This is a genomic window from Stenotrophomonas sp. YJH_SMC_138 (genome assembly GCF_059369855.1).
Window position 1 is genome coordinate 748,066 of sequence record NZ_JCAFTB010000001.1, and the last position, 14,494, is coordinate 762,559.

A 14,494-nucleotide genomic window follows, 5' to 3' on the forward strand; every position below is an offset into this window, starting at 1 on the left:
GCATGCAGCATTCAACGGATCCGGGAGTGTTACTCCACCGTCACGCTCTTGGCCAGGTTGCGCGGCTTGTCCACGTCGGTGCCGCGTGCCAGCGCGGTGTGGTAGGCCAGCAGCTGCACCGGAATGGTGTGCACGATCGGGCTGAGCACGCCGGCATGGCGCGGCGTGCGGATCACGTGCACGCCTTCGGACTCATTGAAGTTGCTGTCCTGGTCGGCGAACACGAACAGCTCGCCACCACGGGCGCGCACTTCCTGCATGTTCGACTTCACCTTCTCCAGCAGGCTGTCATTGGGGGCAATCACCACCACCGGCATGTCCTCGTCCACCAGCGCCAGCGGGCCGTGCTTCAGCTCGCCCGCCGGGTAGGCCTCGGCGTGGATGTAGGAAATCTCCTTGAGCTTGAGCGAGCCTTCCAGCGCGATCGGGTAATGCAGGCCACGGCCCAGGAACAGCGCATTGGACTTGCGCGCGAAGCGTTCGGCCCACGCCGCGATCTGCGGTTCCAGATTCAGTGCGTGCTGCACGCTGCCCGGCAGGAAGCGCAGCTGCTCCAGGTAATCCGCTTCCTGCGCCGCGTCGATGCGGCCATGCAGCTTGCCCAGCACCACGGTCAACTGGAACAGCGCGGCCAGCTGGGTGGTGAAGGCCTTGGTCGAAGCTACGCCGATCTCCGCGCCCGCGCGGGTGTAGCAGACCAGCTCGCTGGCGCGCGGAATCGCGCTTTCCGGCACGTTGCAGATCGACAGCGTGTGCTTGTGGCCAAGCGCCTTGGCGTACTTCAGCGCCTCCATCGTATCCAGCGTTTCGCCGGACTGGGAGATGGTGACGATCAGGTGCTTCGGGTTGGCATACGCGGCCCGGTAGCGGTACTCGCTGGCAATCTCCACGCTGCACGGCAGGCCGGCGATGGCCTCGATCCAGTAGCGCGCGGTCAGGCCGGCGTAGTAGCTGGTGCCGCAGGCAATGATCTGCACACCCTCGATGCCCGACAGCACCGCTTCGGCATTCTTGCCGAACAGCTCGGCCGGGAAACCACCGGCGTCGATCGCCGCCTCGATGGTGTCGCCCAGCGCGCGCGGCTGCTCGTGGATTTCCTTCTGCATGAAGTGGCGGTACGGGCCAAGCTCCAGCGATGCCAGCGACACGTCGGACAGGTGCACATCGCGCTCGACCGGCCGGTCATGCTCATCGAAGATGCGCACGCCATCGCGACGGATCTCGGCGGTGTCGCCCTCTTCCAGGAAGATCACCTTGCGGGTGGCCGAGATCACCGCCGAGACGTCGGAGGCGACGAAGTTCTCGCCCTCGCCCAGGCCCACCAGCAGCGGGCAGCCCATGCGCGCGCAGACGAAGCGCTCCGGCTCGGCGCGGCTGACCACGGCCAGCGCGTAGGCGCCGGTCAGCTCCTTCACCGTGTGCTGCAGCGCCACCAGCAGGTCATCGCCGCCTTTCAGGTGATGATGGATCAGGTGCGCGATGACTTCGGTGTCGGTCTGCGACTCGAAGGTGTAGCCCAGCGCGCGCAGCTTCTCGCGCTGCTCTTCGTGGTTCTCGATGATGCCGTTGTGCACCAGCGCCACGCCGTGGCTGATGTGCGGATGCGCGTTGGCCTCGGTGACGCCGCCGTGGGTGGCCCAGCGGGTGTGGCCGATACCCAGCACCGCATTGAACCCTTCGGCCTCGGCCGCCGTGGCCATTTCCGACACGCGACCGGTGCGGCGGACACGACGTACTTCGGGGCGCTCGGCGTGATCGATCACCGCGATGCCCGAGGAGTCGTAACCACGGTACTCAAGCCGCTTCAGGCCTTCGATCAGCACCGGCACCACGTCGCGATCGGCGATTGCACCCACGATTCCACACATGTCACGCGTTTCCTTGAAGACGATCGGCGCATTCTAGCCCGCGTGTCCGGCTTCCCCCTCCTGTCCGCTTAATGAAAGTGTCCGGAAAGGTGTCCGCGGACACCCGGACACTCCAGCGGCCCGCCCAACCTGTTGAACTGAAAGGAAATAAAGTTGGCACGCTACGTGCTTGGTACTGGCTACCACCGTCAGGCACGCACCCGATGATCCGCGACACTTCCGCACAGGACCAGATCGTTTCCTCCGCCCCGGCCGGCGCCACCCGCGCCAACTGGCAGCGTTACCGCTGGCCGGCGCTGGGCGCCATCGTGCTGCTGGCCGGCATCGGCTGGGCCGTGCATGCCTGGTCCAATGCCAGCCGCTCCTTCGACAGCAGCCGGGTGCGCATCGCCGAAGTGAAGCGCGGCGACCTGGTCCGCGACATCGCCGCCGACGGCCGGGTGATCGCCGCCAACAGCCCGATCCTGTACGCCATCTCGGCCGGCACCGTGGACCTGAAAGTGGTCGCCGGTGACGTGGTCAAGAAGGGCCAGGAACTGGCGGTCATCGACAGCCCGGAACTGCGCAGCAAGCTGGCCCAGGAACAGGCCACCCTGGCCGGCCTGGAAGCCGAGGCCAGCCGTGCCGCGCTGGACGCCACCCTGGCCCGCGCCAAGTCGCGCAAGGAAACCGACCAGGCCACCATCGAGCGCCAGGCCGCCGACCGCGACCTGCAGCGCTTCCAGCGCGGCTACGACGGCGGTGCGGTGCCACAGATCGACCTGGCCAAGGCCAAGGACTCGCTGAAGAAGGCCGACATCACCCTGGCCAACGCCACCACCGATGCGCGCCTGCAGAGCCAGGGCGCCGACCTGGATGCCCGCAACAAGCGCCTGCTGGCCGACCGCCAGAAGGCCGTGGTGGCCGAAGTGCAGCGCCAGGTCGACGCACTGACCCTGCGCGCACCGTTTGACGGCCAGGTCGGCCAGGTGCAGGCGGTCCAGTCCACCAACCTGGCTGCCAACGCGCCGGTGCTGGGCGTGGTCGACCTGTCCAAGTTCGAGGTCGAGATCAAGGTGCCGGAGAGCTTCGCCCGCGACCTGGCGATCGGCATGCCGGCGCAGCTGACCGGCGGCAATGGCAAGCCGTTCCCGGGCGAGATCAGCGCGGTGTCGCCGGAAGTGGTCAACGGCGAGGTCAACGCCCGCGTGCGCTTCGCCAGCGCGCAGCCGGAAGGCCTGCGCCAGAGCCAGCGGATGTCGGTGCGCGTGCTGCTCGATACCCGCAAGGACGTGCTGAAGGTCGAGCGCGGCCCGTTCGTCGAACAGGGCAATGGCGTGGCCTACGTGATGGATGGCCGCACCGCGGTGCGGCGTCCGGTGGAACTGGGCGTCAGCAGCCTGGGCGAAGTGGAAATCAAGTCGGGTGTGCAGCCGGGCGACCGCATCGTGGTCTCCGGCAGCGACCTGTTCAAGGACGCCGAACGCGTCTCCGTCAACTGATACCTGATACCTGAATCCTGGAGAGAGGACACCCCATGTACATGCTCGAAATGCGTTCGGTCGCCAAGGTCTTCCGCACCGAACAGGTGGAAACCCACGCGTTGCGCTCGCTGGAACTGCAGGTCAAGGAAGGCGAGTTCGTCGCGGTCACCGGCCCGTCCGGCTCCGGCAAGACCACCTTCCTCAACATCGCCGGCCTGCTGGAAACCTTCACCAGCGGCACCTACCTGCTTGACGGCCAGGACGTGAGCACGCTTGGCGATGACGCCCGCAGCCGCCTGCGCAACCAGAAGATCGGCTTCATCTTCCAGGGCTTCAACCTGATTCCCGACCTGAACCTGTTCGACAACGTCGACGTGCCGCTGCGCTACCGGAAGATGAGTGCCAACGAGCGCCGCGAACGCATCGAGAAGGCGCTCACCCAGGTCGGCCTGGGCTCACGCATGAAGCACTACCCGAACGAACTGTCCGGCGGCCAGCAGCAGCGTGCGGCGATCGCGCGTGCGCTGGCCGGCAGCCCGCGCCTGCTGCTGGCCGACGAACCGACCGGCAACCTGGATACGCAGATGGCCCGCGGCGTGATGGAACTGCTGGAGGAGATCAATGCCGCCGGCACCACCATCGTGATGGTCACCCACGACCCGGAACTGGCCGCGCGCGCGCAGCGCAACGTGCACATCGTCGATGGCCAGGTGACCGACCTGGTGCGCGAACCGGTGCTGGCTGCCCCGCCGCGCCACGTCGTTGCCGTCAACGAGTGAGGGCACTCCCATGTTCGCCTACTACACCCGATTGGCGGTACGCAGCTTCCGCCGCAACAAGATCCTGACCGCACTGATGGTGGTCGCCATCGCGCTCGGCATCGGTGCCTCGATGACCACGCTGACGGTGTTCCACGTGCTGTCCGGCGACCCGATTCCCGGCAAGAGCGACCAGCTGTTCTACGTGCAGGTCGATCCGCGCCCGCGCGGCGGCTATACCCCGGGTGAGGAGCCTGAGGAACAGATGACACGGCGCGACGCCGAGACCCTGCTGCGCGAGAAGCGCGGCATCCGCCAGGCGATGATGAGCGCGGGCGGCGGCACGGTGGAACCGGAGCTCAGCACGCTCAAGCCGTTCTCGGTGGATACGCGCTGGACGTCGGCCGATTTCTTCCCGATGTTCGACGTGCCGATGCAGTACGGGCGTGCCTGGAACAGCAGCGATGATGACAATCGCAGCCGGGTGGTGGTGCTGTCGAAAGCGATCAACGACAAGCTGTTCCAGGGTGCCGACAGCACCGGTCGCGAGATCCGCCTGAGTGGCCATTCACTGCGGGTGATCGGCGTGATGAAGAAGTGGAATCCCGAACCCCACTTCTTCGATCTGACCACCGGCAACTACGGCAAGGATGAAGACCTGCTGGTGCCGTTTTCCACTGCGATGGACCTGGAGTTCGGCAGCAACGGCAACATGAACTGCTTCGGCGAGAATCCGGATGGCAGCAGCAACTCGATCAACGCGCCCTGCAGCTGGATCCAGTACTGGGTGGAGCTGGATCCGGCCAAGGTCGAGGACTACCGCAGCTACCTGGCCAACTACTCGGACCAGCAGCGCGCAGCGGGCCGTTTCGAGCGCCCTACCAACGTGCGCCTGCGCCCGGTGATGGAGTGGTTGACGTTCAAGAATGCCGTGCCCAGCGACGTGCGCCTGCAGATGTGGCTGGCACTGGGCTTTCTCGGCGTCTGCCTGGTCAACACGGTGGGCCTGCTGCTGGCGAAGTTCCTGCGCCGCAGCGGCGAGATCGGCGTGCGCCGCGCCCTCGGTGCCAGCCGTGGGCAGATCTTCCTGCAATGCCTGGTTGAAGCCGGTGCGATCGGCGTTGCCGGCGGCGTGCTCGGCATCGGCCTGGCCCTGCTCGGCCTGTATGCGGTGCGCCAGCAACCCGTGGACTACGCGAGCCTGGCCCACCTGGACGGCAGCATGCTGCTGCTGGCCATTGGCCTGACCCTGTTCGCCAGCCTCGCCGCTGGTTTCCTGCCCGCCTGGCGCGCGATGCAGGTTACCCCGGCCATCCAGCTCAAGTCGCAGTAAGCACGAGTACGAGGACCTCCCATGGATATCCGCCCCATCCTCAGCACCCTGCGCCGGCACAAGACAGCCGCCGCCCTGATCGTGCTGGAAGTCGCCCTGACCTGCGCCATCGTCTGCAATGCCCTGTTCCTGGTCACCCAGCGCGTTGAACGGATCAGCCAGACCAGCGGCCTGGCCGAGAACGAGCTGGTGTTCGTCCGGGTCAGCGGCATCGGCAAGCAGACCAATGGCCAGGCCCGCACCCAGGAGGACCTGTCCGCCCTGCGCGCCGTTCCCGGGGTCACCGCCGCCGCGAAGGTCAACCAGCTGCCGTTCCGCCCGAACTCCTCCAATACCAGCGTTTCGCTGAAGCAGGAACAGGAACGTCCGACCGCCTTCGTCACCATGTACATGTTCGGCGAAGGTGGACTGTCCACGCTTGGACTGCAGCTGACCGCCGGCCGCGACTTCCAGCCCAGTGAATACAGCAACGTCGAGGATGCACAGAAGAACGCCTCCACCAATACCGCCTCCTCGGTGATCATCAGCCGCACGCTCGCCGACAGGCTGTACCCCGGCGAGAACGCACTGGGCAAGACGTTCTACATGGGCAAGCAGCCACTGCACGTGGTGGGTATTGTCGCGTCATTGGCCACGCCCACCGATTACAACAACAACACCACGCTGTCGATGGTGCTGCCTGTGCGGACCGATTTCACCCAGGGCCCGTACGTCCTGCGCACCGCTCCGGAACGGCGCGAGGAAGTACTCAAGGGCGCGATCGCCGCGCTTGAACGCAACGACCCCAACCGGCTGGTGCGCGAGAAGCTGACCTATGAGGCGCAGCGCAATGACTACTTCAAGAACGACAGGGCCATGGTCGGGCTGCTGATCACGGTGTGCATCTCGCTGCTGGTGGTCACCGCACTGGGCATCATCGGCCTGGCCAGCTTCTGGGTGCAGCAGCGCAGCAAGCAGATTGGTATCCGTCGCGCGCTCGGCGCGACGCGTGGGCAGATCCTGCGCTACTTCCAGACCGAGAACTTCCTGCTGGCCACGCTGGGCATCGTGCTGGGCATGCTGGCCGCCTATGCGATCAACCTGGCACTGATGAACATGTACGAGCTGCCGCGCATGCCGCTGCACTACCTGCCGCTGGGCGCACTGCTGCTGTGGGTGCTTGGCCAGATCGCGGTGTTCGGGCCGGCCCGGCGCGCGGCAGCGGTACCGCCTGCGGTTGCCACGCGGGGCGCATGAGATGCGTATCCGCTGGATGCTGATGATGATGCTCCTGCCACTGCCGGCACTGGCCGGCGGTGGCAGCTCGCAGACACTGGAGTGGCGCCAGGACGATGCGCGCCTGGCATTGCGTTCGAGCGAAGGCCAGGTGCGCGTGGAAGCCGCCGGCCCGGAAGCCCGCTTCGGCGTGCGCAGCGGCGATCGCATCCTGCGGGTGGATGACACCACCGTACGCAGGATCGAGCATCTTGCCGAGGCCCTGCGGCGTTCAAGCGCCGCCAGGGCCTATCTTCTGCTGCAGCGCGACAGGCAGGAACTGACGGTCGCGGTGGACGCCGCTGCCTGGCGCAGGGCGCTGGTCGCTCCGCCTCCGCCAGCACCGCCACCGCCGCCGCCCCGACGCTGAGCCCGCCGCCCCGACGGCTACGGGTTTGGCTATGCTTGATGGGTGGCGCCGGGCTCTCCCGGCGTATGGACACGAACACGGCTCCATCGGCGCCGCCCATCCCTTTCTGCAGAACCGCTTGATGCCTTCGATCCTGATCATCGACGACAACGCCAGTGTGGGCACCGCACTGGACGTGCTGTTCTCCCTGCACGACATCGACACCCTGCAGGCGCAGAGCCCGGCCGAGGGGCTGGCCCTGCTCGAGTCGCAGCCGGTCGACCTGGTGATCCAGGACATGAACTTCAGCGAGGACACCACCTCCGGCGAGGAGGGCGAAGCGCTGTTCGCACAGATCCGCGCACGCCACCCGGACCTGCCGGTGATCCTGCTGACCGCCTGGACCCACCTGAGCAGCGCGGTGGACCTGGTCAAGGCCGGCGCCGCCGACTACCTGGCCAAGCCCTGGGACGACCGCAAGCTGCTGACCACGGTCAACAACCTGCTGGAGCTGTCCGAGGCGCGGCGCGAACTGGACCGCCGCCGCAGCCGTGAGCTGCGCCAGCGCAATGCGCTGGAAGAAAAGTACGACCTGTGCGGTGCGGTCTTCGCCGATCCGGCCAGCGAGCGCGTCATCGCCCTGGCCTGCCAGGTCGCGCGCTCCGAGCTGCCGGTGCTGATCACCGGTCCCAATGGTGCCGGCAAGGAGAAGATCGCGCAGATCATCCAGGCCAATTCACTGGTGGCCAAGGGCCCGTTCATCACGGTCAACTGCGGCGCGTTGCCGTCGGAGCTGATCGAGGCCGAACTGTTCGGTGCCGAGGCCGGCGCCTACACCGGCGCCAACAAGGCACGCGAGGGCAAGTTCGAAGCCGCCGACGGAGGCACGCTGTTCCTGGATGAGATCGGCAACCTGTCGCTGGGCGGGCAGATGAAGCTGTTGCGTGTGCTGGAAACCGGCCGCTTCGAGCGCCTGGGTTCCAATCGCGAACGCCAGGTCAAAGTCCGCGTGGTCAGCGCGACCAATGCCGACCTGCCGGCGATGATCCGCGACGGCACGTTCCGCGAAGATCTCTACTACCGCCTCAATACAGTGGAACTGGTACTACCGCCGTTGGCCGAGCGCGCGGGCGACATCGTGCCACTGGCCGAGCGTTTCCTGACGGCCGGCAAGCCGCTGTCCAGTGCCGCCAGCGCCGCCCTGCAACGGCACCCGTGGCCGGGCAACGTGCGCGAACTGCGCAACGTGATCCAGCGTGCCGAACTGCTGGCGACCGGCAACCGCATCGAGGTGGCCGACCTGAACCTGCCGCGCACCGCACCGGCGCCACGACCTGCACCGAGCGCTGGCAACGATCCCGACCGTGAGCGCATCGAGGACGTGCTGGCACGCAACCACGGCGTCATCGCCCAGGCGGCTGCCGAACTCGGCCTGAGCCGCCAGGCCCTGTACCGGCGCATGGACCGCCACGGCATCCCACGCGAATGAAACGGCGCTCGTTCACCTTCCGCCTGTTCCTGCGCCTGCTGCCGGTGCTGGCGCTGGCCGCTGCGCTGCCGTGGCTGCTGGCGTACTGGATGAACCATGGCTGGGTGGTGACCACGGCGTCGGCCGTGATCCTGCTGGCGTTGATGTGGTGGACCCTGCGCCGTGCCACCGCACCGGTGCGCTCGCTGATGCGTGCACTGTCCGGCACCACCAGCAGCTACCGCGACGGCGAGTACAACTTCGGCGTGTACTGGCCGGGCAACGACGAACTGGGCGACCTGGTGCAGGCGCACCGCGAGCTGGGCGATGTGCTGCGCGAACAGCGGCAGGGCCTGGTGCAGCGCGAACTGCTGCTGGACACCATGGTGCAGAACACGCCGGTGGCCATGCTGCTGATTGCCTCCGGCGGCGATGGCATCGCCCGCGTGGTGTTCTCCAACCTGGCTGCGCGCAAGCTGCTGCATGGCGGCTGGAAGCTGGAAGGCCAGCGTCTGGAAGAGGTGCTGGAACAGGTGCCGGTAGAGCTGCGCGATGCCATCGCCCGCGGCGGCGACAGCCTGTTCGCGGTGCATGCCGAGGGCGAGGACGGCGACGAGGATGACGAGCAGGTCTACCACCTGTCGCGCCGCGCCTTCCAGCTCAACGGACGTCCGCACGACCTGCTGCTGGTACGCCTGCTCACCGCCGAACTGCGCCGCCAGGAAGTGCAGACGTGGAAGAAGGTGATCCGGGTGATCAGCCACGAGCTCAACAACTCACTGGCACCGATCGCCTCGCTGGCCCACTCCGGTGGCGTGCTGGTGCAGCGCGAACGCTTCGACCGGTTGCCGGAGATCTTCACCACCATCGAGGACCGCGCACGCCACCTGGAAGGCTTCATCCGTGGCTATGCACGCTTCGCAAAGCTGCCGCAGCCGCAACTGCAGACCGTGCACTGGGCGCCGTTCCTGTCCAGCCTGCGCCAGCAGATCCCGTTCACCATGGAACGCGAGCCGGACGAGGACCTGAGCAGCCGCATCGACATCGCGCAGTTCGGGCAGGCATTGCTGAATCTTCTGAAGAACGCGCATGAAGCCTGCGCCGAGGCCGATCCGCCCAACGATGACGTACAGGTGCAACTCACGCGGCTGCCGCAATGGCTGCGCCTGGACGTACTGGATCGCGGCAAGGGCATGAACGAGCAGGTGCTGCAGAACGCCTTGATGCCGTTCTATTCGACCAAGCGCAACGGCACCGGCCTGGGGTTGGCACTGACGCGCGAGATCGTGGAAGCGCACGGTGGCCGCGTGTCGCTGCAGAACCGCGGCGATGGCGGGTTGTGCGTGTCGATCCTGTTGCCGGTGGGTTGAGCGGGCCGATCGGGTAGCTCCACGCCATGCGCGGATGTGCCGACCAGGGCCGGCACCTACCAGGTCCGCCGCATCGCCACCCGCAGGTGCATCGGAAACCCGAGCGCAGCCTCTTCGGCCATGACGGCGCGCAGGCCGTCGTTCCACTCAGCCTCAGGCACTACGTCGAACCCTTCGCTGGCATAGAAGGCTGCATTCCATGGCACATCGCTCAAGGTGGTCAGCACCGCTGCAGCAAAGCCGGTGGCCCTGGCCTGCGCCAAGGCGTGCCGCAGCAATGCGCGGCCATGGCCACGACGCGCGTGCGCCGGGTCCACATCCATCTGCAGGACATGGAACTCGCCACACAGCTCGCCGCCCAGCAGGTAGCCGGCAATGTCGCCGCCGGGGCCATCCACAACCCACAGCTGGCCCCGCTGAAGGCCGTCCTGCAGCGTCGGCAGATCCAGGCCGTGGCCGGCAAATACCGGATGGGCTTCGTGATCCTTCAGCAGTTCGCCGGCACGCTGTTCAATTGCCGGCAGCACGCCGAGCTCGTCGGCATGCGGAATACGTGGCTCAGGACTTCTTGACCGGGCGCTTCCAGCCATCGATGGTTTCCTGTCGTGCGCGGGCCAGTGTCAGCTTGCCGTCCGGGGCGGTGCGGGTGATGACCGAACCGGCAGCGATGGTCGCGCCCTCGCCGATCGTCAGCGGCGCCACCAGCGAACTGTTGGAACCGATGAACGCGTTGTCGCCGATGGTGGTGGTCGACTTGTTCACGCCGTCGTAGTTGCAGGTGATTGTGCCGGCACCGATGTTCACCTTGCTGCCGATCACCGCATCACCCAGATAGGTGAGGTGGTTGGCCTTGCTGCCGACGCCGAGGGTGACCTTCTTGGTTTCGACGAAGTTGCCGACGTGCACGCCATCGGCCAGCACGGTACCTGGGCGGAGGCGCGCGAACGGACCGACCAGCGCCGCGCCTTCGGTGACCACACCCTCCAGATCACAGTGCGCGCGTACTTCGGTACCGGGGCCGAGAGTAACGTCCTTCAGGCGGTTGAACGGACCGATGGTAACGCCGTCGCCGAGCACGATGTTGCCTTCGAGAACGACATCGACATCGATCAGCACGTCACTGCCCACGGTGACGGTGCCACGGATGTCGAGTCGTGCCGGGTCGCGCACGCGTGCACCCTGTGCGCACAGCGCACGCACGGCGCGATGCTGCCAGGCACGCTCCAGCTGCGACAGCTGCCAGGGATCGTTTGCCCCCTCGGCTTCCTGCGCGTCGGCCACCAGTGCCATTTCGGCCGGGGTGTACTCATGCGCGGCAAACGCGAACACATCGGTCAGGTAGTACTCGCCCTGTGCATTGCGGTTGGACAGCTGCGACAGCCAGCGGCGCAGCGCGGTCGACTCCGCGGCGATGATGCCGGTGTTGATCGTGCGCACGCGCAGCTGGTCGTCGGTCGCGTCCTTCTGCTCGACGATCGCTCCCACCTTGCCTTCGGCATCGCGCAGCACGCGGCCGTAACCGGTCGGGTCATCAACCTCGGCGACCAGCACCGCCAACCGCCCCGGCTGCGCCAGCAGATCGCGCAGGGTCTGCGCACGGATCAGCGGTACATCGCCGTACAGCACCAGCACCTGCACGGCATCCGGCACCTGCGGCATCGCCTGCGCCACCGCGTGGCCCGTACCCAGCTGCTGCGCCTGTTCAGCCCACTGCAGGTCGGGCTGGTCGGCGAACTGTTGCCGCACCGCCTCACCGCCATGGCCGTAGACCACATGGATGGCCGCCGGTTGCAGTTCGCGGGCCGCATCGATCACGTGCGCCAGCATCGGTTGGCCGGCGATCGGCTGCAGCACCTTCGGCAGCACCGACCTCATGCGCTTGCCGGCGCCGGCGGCGAGGATGATGACGTGCAGGGCTTGGGTCATGGGAACGGCAGTCCGTGGTTCGTTGCCGACGATTCTAGAGCGTACGCCGTTAACATGGGCATCCCTCCTCCTTCACCATGCCGATGAGCCTTGTCCGCCAGGGAAGCGCCTACCTCGTGATCGGGCTCGTGCAGCTGCTGGTCGATTGGCTGGTGTTCGTGGTCGCCACCGCGCTTGGCATGCCGGTCGCACCGGCCAACGTCGCCGGGCGCCTGGCCGGCATGCTGCTGGGCTTCTGGCTCAACGGCCGCTACACCTTTGCCGAGGCCGGCACCCACAAGCTGGGCTGGAAGCGCTTTGCACGCTTCTTCGGGCTGTGGCTGCTGCTGACTGCGGCAAGCACGTTGCTGGTGAGCCTGGTCGACCACGCGCTGGGCCTGCAGTACACCTGGCTGGCCAAGCCACTGGTGGAAGGCGGGCTGGCGTGCGTGTCGTTCCTGTTGATGCGCTACGTGGTGTACCGCTGATCGCGGTCAGCGGTCAGCGATCACCGTCACGGCGCAGGCGCGCTCCCAGTCCCTCACGCCACAGCTGCAGCGCGCTGTAGCGCAACCGCACCTGATGCTGCCCGGCCGGCACGCACAACGCATGGAAGAGGCCATTGCCGCGCAGCAGCGGCAGTACCTGGCCATCCTCGAGCTGCGCCTGCCAGCCACGACCGGTGGTTTCGTTGATCACCACCCATGCTGCATGGTCGGCCACCACCGTCAGCTCGATGCGTCCAGGCTGGTAGTGCAGCACCTGTACCGTGGCCTCGCCGGCATCCTGTTCGGCACAGTGGCTGCTGGCGGCTGCCGGCAGCCATAGCTGCCGGTTGAAATCGGTCTGGTTGAACAGCGGCGCAGGCGGTAGACGCTCCTCATGGCGGCGCACCTGCCGCGGATTCAGCACCCGTGGCAGCACGCTGTCACGCCGCGCAAGTTCCACCTGGTCGCCCTGCGCGCTGGAGCCCGGGAACGGCTCCTGGGCCAGCAGCCAACGCACGCCCAGCAGGTCGTACAGGGGAGCAGCGGTGTCTGGCATCCAGGCAGTGGGGACCTTCTGCTGGAAGGTATCCACCGGCTCGCCCGGCATCCCGGTCATCTGCAGATAGTCGCTTGCCAGCAGCGGGTTGTAGCCGTTTGCCAGCGCAATGGCATGCACCGCCGCGCCGTTGGTGAGTCCGCCGATGCCGAAGACCACCGCGCGCTCGGGTATGCCGATATGCCGCTCTGCCGCCAGCAGCGCATAGGCGCGCTGCGCAGGACCCGCACGATCGGCGGTGAGCACCGACTTTGTGCCGCTGCCCGCGTTGAACCTGGTGCCGACGTTGAACAACAGCAGGTCCAACAGCACCAGCGCCAGCACCCAGCGCGCAGGTGACTGGTGGCGGCGCAGCACCCACACCGCGGCTACGCCCAGCGCGGCGCTGACCGCAAGCCAGGCGAAAGCGAGCGGATGACCATGATCGATCGCCAGCCACGCAGCGCACGCGCCCAGCACTGCGACGACCGCCACGGACACCCGATGCAATCGCAATGGCTGCCGCTGCAGGGCAACCTGCAGGGCACTGGCACCCAGCCACGCCGCCGCAGGCACGGTAAGGAACAGCGCATCGGACGGGCGCCGGAACAGGTCCAGCCCCGGAAGCCAGCCAAACAACCAGGGGAACAGCGGCGTGGCGCCACCCACCGCGACCATGATCGCCAGCGTCAGCGCACACAGCGCGACGCGCGTCGCCGCCGGCTTGCGCCGCAGCACCTCACCGCCCCAGAGCAGCCACAGCGCCAGCGGCACTGCCCCCACATAGAGGTAATCGGCGCTGATATCACCGAAGGCCCAGCTGTCGCCGCGCCCCTGCGAGAACACGTTGCCCGACAGCAGTGTCACCAGTGTCTGCCAGTGGATGGCACCCGGCAGCGCGGCTTCCAGCGTCAGGCCATTGCGATTGGTCTGGTCCAGCCAGGCCAGCGTGGACAGCCACTGCGGCGCACTGACACCACCGGCGAGAATGGCCACCACGCCCAGCTGCCACAGCAGGCGCATGCGCTGCCCCTGTGCCAGCACGACAGCAGCCACGGCGTAGATCACGCACGTGAGGATGATGAAATAGGTGACCTGGGTCAGTTGAAGCGCACACATCCCGCCGGCCACACCGGCCAGCAGGATGTCGCGCATCCGTCCCCGCCGGCGGACCTGCTCCAGGCCCAGCCACAGCCAGGGCAGCAGGCAGTAGCTGATGATCATCGGCGTGTGCTGCAGGCGCGACGCGGCCACGCCACCAAACATCAGCGTGAGTGCGAACAGCAGCTGCGCCGGCGGCGGCATGCCCTGCACGCGGCTCAACCGCAGTGCACCCAGGCCGCCTGCCAGCACATGCAGCAGCACCACCACCGTGAACAGGTGCAGGGAGCCCGGCGCCAGCAGCATCGGCAGCAGCATCGTCGGCTGCAGCGTCATCATCTGCGGATCGGCCACCTGCGGGTAGCCACCGTAGAGATACGGATTCCACCAGGGGGCCTGCAGGTGACGCAACTGCTCGGCACTGAAACTGACCGCCGGGAAGAACTGCTGCACGGCATCAAAGGGAATGGTCTTGATGCCACTGAGCCATGGCAGGCACAGAACGATCCACGCAATCAGGAACACGCCTGCCGGTGTGCGCCACGGCCGCTGCCAGCTGCCGCCTTCAATCGCTGTCGAGTAGTGCTGCATTCCCTGCTCCT

Annotated in this window: 12 protein-coding genes; 8 read left to right on the forward strand and 4 right to left on the reverse strand. The window is 67.0% G+C overall.

Features of this window, described 5'->3' with window-relative positions; translation table 11 throughout:
* Nucleotides 1-29: 29 nt before the first annotated feature.
* Complete coding sequence (gene glmS / locus AC5P7I_RS03250; protein WP_014648482.1) at nt 30-1,868, reverse strand: glutamine--fructose-6-phosphate transaminase (isomerizing); 1,839 nt, start codon at nt 1,866-1,868, stop codon at nt 30-32.
* Nucleotides 1,869-2,071: 203 nt separating this feature from the next.
* Here glmS and AC5P7I_RS03255 point away from each other — a divergent pair, with 203 nt between their 5' ends.
* The 7 genes from AC5P7I_RS03255 (at nt 2,072) to AC5P7I_RS03285 (ending at nt 9,863) form a co-directional block, all read left to right on the forward strand.
* On the forward strand, nt 2,072-3,349 hold the full coding sequence (locus tag AC5P7I_RS03255; protein WP_014648483.1) for an efflux RND transporter periplasmic adaptor subunit: 1,278 nt from the start codon (nt 2,072-2,074) through the stop codon (nt 3,347-3,349).
* 35 nt (nt 3,350-3,384) lie between these two features.
* Nucleotides 3,385-4,110 carry an ABC transporter ATP-binding protein gene (locus tag AC5P7I_RS03260; protein ID WP_262087860.1) on the forward strand — a complete coding sequence of 242 codons (726 nt, stop codon included), beginning with the start codon at nt 3,385-3,387 and terminating at the stop codon, nt 4,108-4,110.
* Nucleotides 4,111-4,120: 10 nt separating this feature from the next.
* Complete coding sequence (locus AC5P7I_RS03265; RefSeq protein WP_014648485.1) at nt 4,121-5,422, forward strand: ABC transporter permease; 1,302 nt, start codon at nt 4,121-4,123, stop codon at nt 5,420-5,422.
* Between the two features lie 21 nt (nt 5,423-5,443).
* Nucleotides 5,444-6,658, forward strand: coding sequence for an ABC transporter permease (locus AC5P7I_RS03270; RefSeq protein WP_014648486.1), 1,215 nt, complete (start codon nt 5,444-5,446; stop codon nt 6,656-6,658).
* A 16-nt stretch (nt 6,659-6,674) separates the two neighbouring features.
* Nucleotides 6,675-7,046 carry a PDZ domain-containing protein gene (locus AC5P7I_RS03275; protein ID WP_014648487.1) on the forward strand — a complete coding sequence of 124 codons (372 nt, stop codon included), beginning with the start codon at nt 6,675-6,677 and terminating at the stop codon, nt 7,044-7,046.
* Nucleotides 7,047-7,167: 121 nt separating this feature from the next.
* The gene (locus tag AC5P7I_RS03280; RefSeq protein ID WP_014648488.1) at nt 7,168-8,514 is read left to right on the forward strand and encodes a sigma-54-dependent transcriptional regulator; all 1,347 of its coding nucleotides are present in this window, start codon (nt 7,168-7,170) and stop codon (nt 8,512-8,514) included.
* Entirely contained in the window at nt 8,511-9,863 is a 1,353-nt protein-coding gene (locus tag AC5P7I_RS03285) for a sensor histidine kinase (protein ID WP_014648489.1), read from the forward strand. Before AC5P7I_RS03280 ends, AC5P7I_RS03285 begins: the two co-directional genes overlap by 4 nt.
* Nucleotides 9,864-9,919: 56 nt before the next feature.
* On the opposite strand, the gene AC5P7I_RS03290 is transcribed toward AC5P7I_RS03285, so the two are convergent.
* Nucleotides 9,920-10,453, reverse strand: coding sequence for a GNAT family N-acetyltransferase (locus tag AC5P7I_RS03290; RefSeq protein ID WP_046432626.1), 534 nt, complete (start codon nt 10,451-10,453; stop codon nt 9,920-9,922).
* A complete protein-coding gene (glmU, locus tag AC5P7I_RS03295) occupies nt 10,422-11,789 on the reverse strand; it encodes a bifunctional UDP-N-acetylglucosamine diphosphorylase/glucosamine-1-phosphate N-acetyltransferase GlmU (RefSeq protein WP_014648491.1) in 1,368 nt (455 codons plus the stop codon). Before glmU ends, AC5P7I_RS03290 begins: the two co-directional genes overlap by 32 nt.
* A gap of 83 nt (nt 11,790-11,872) precedes the next feature.
* Between glmU and AC5P7I_RS03300 the strand changes: the two genes are divergently transcribed.
* The gene (locus tag AC5P7I_RS03300) at nt 11,873-12,256 is read left to right on the forward strand and encodes a GtrA family protein (protein ID WP_041863846.1); all 384 of its coding nucleotides are present in this window, start codon (nt 11,873-11,875) and stop codon (nt 12,254-12,256) included.
* A 13-nt stretch (nt 12,257-12,269) separates the two neighbouring features.
* On the opposite strand, the gene AC5P7I_RS03305 is transcribed toward AC5P7I_RS03300, so the two are convergent.
* Nucleotides 12,270-14,483 carry a YfhO family protein gene (locus AC5P7I_RS03305; protein ID WP_262087859.1) on the reverse strand — a complete coding sequence of 738 codons (2,214 nt, stop codon included), beginning with the start codon at nt 14,481-14,483 and terminating at the stop codon, nt 12,270-12,272.
* Nucleotides 14,484-14,494 lie beyond the last annotated feature (11 nt).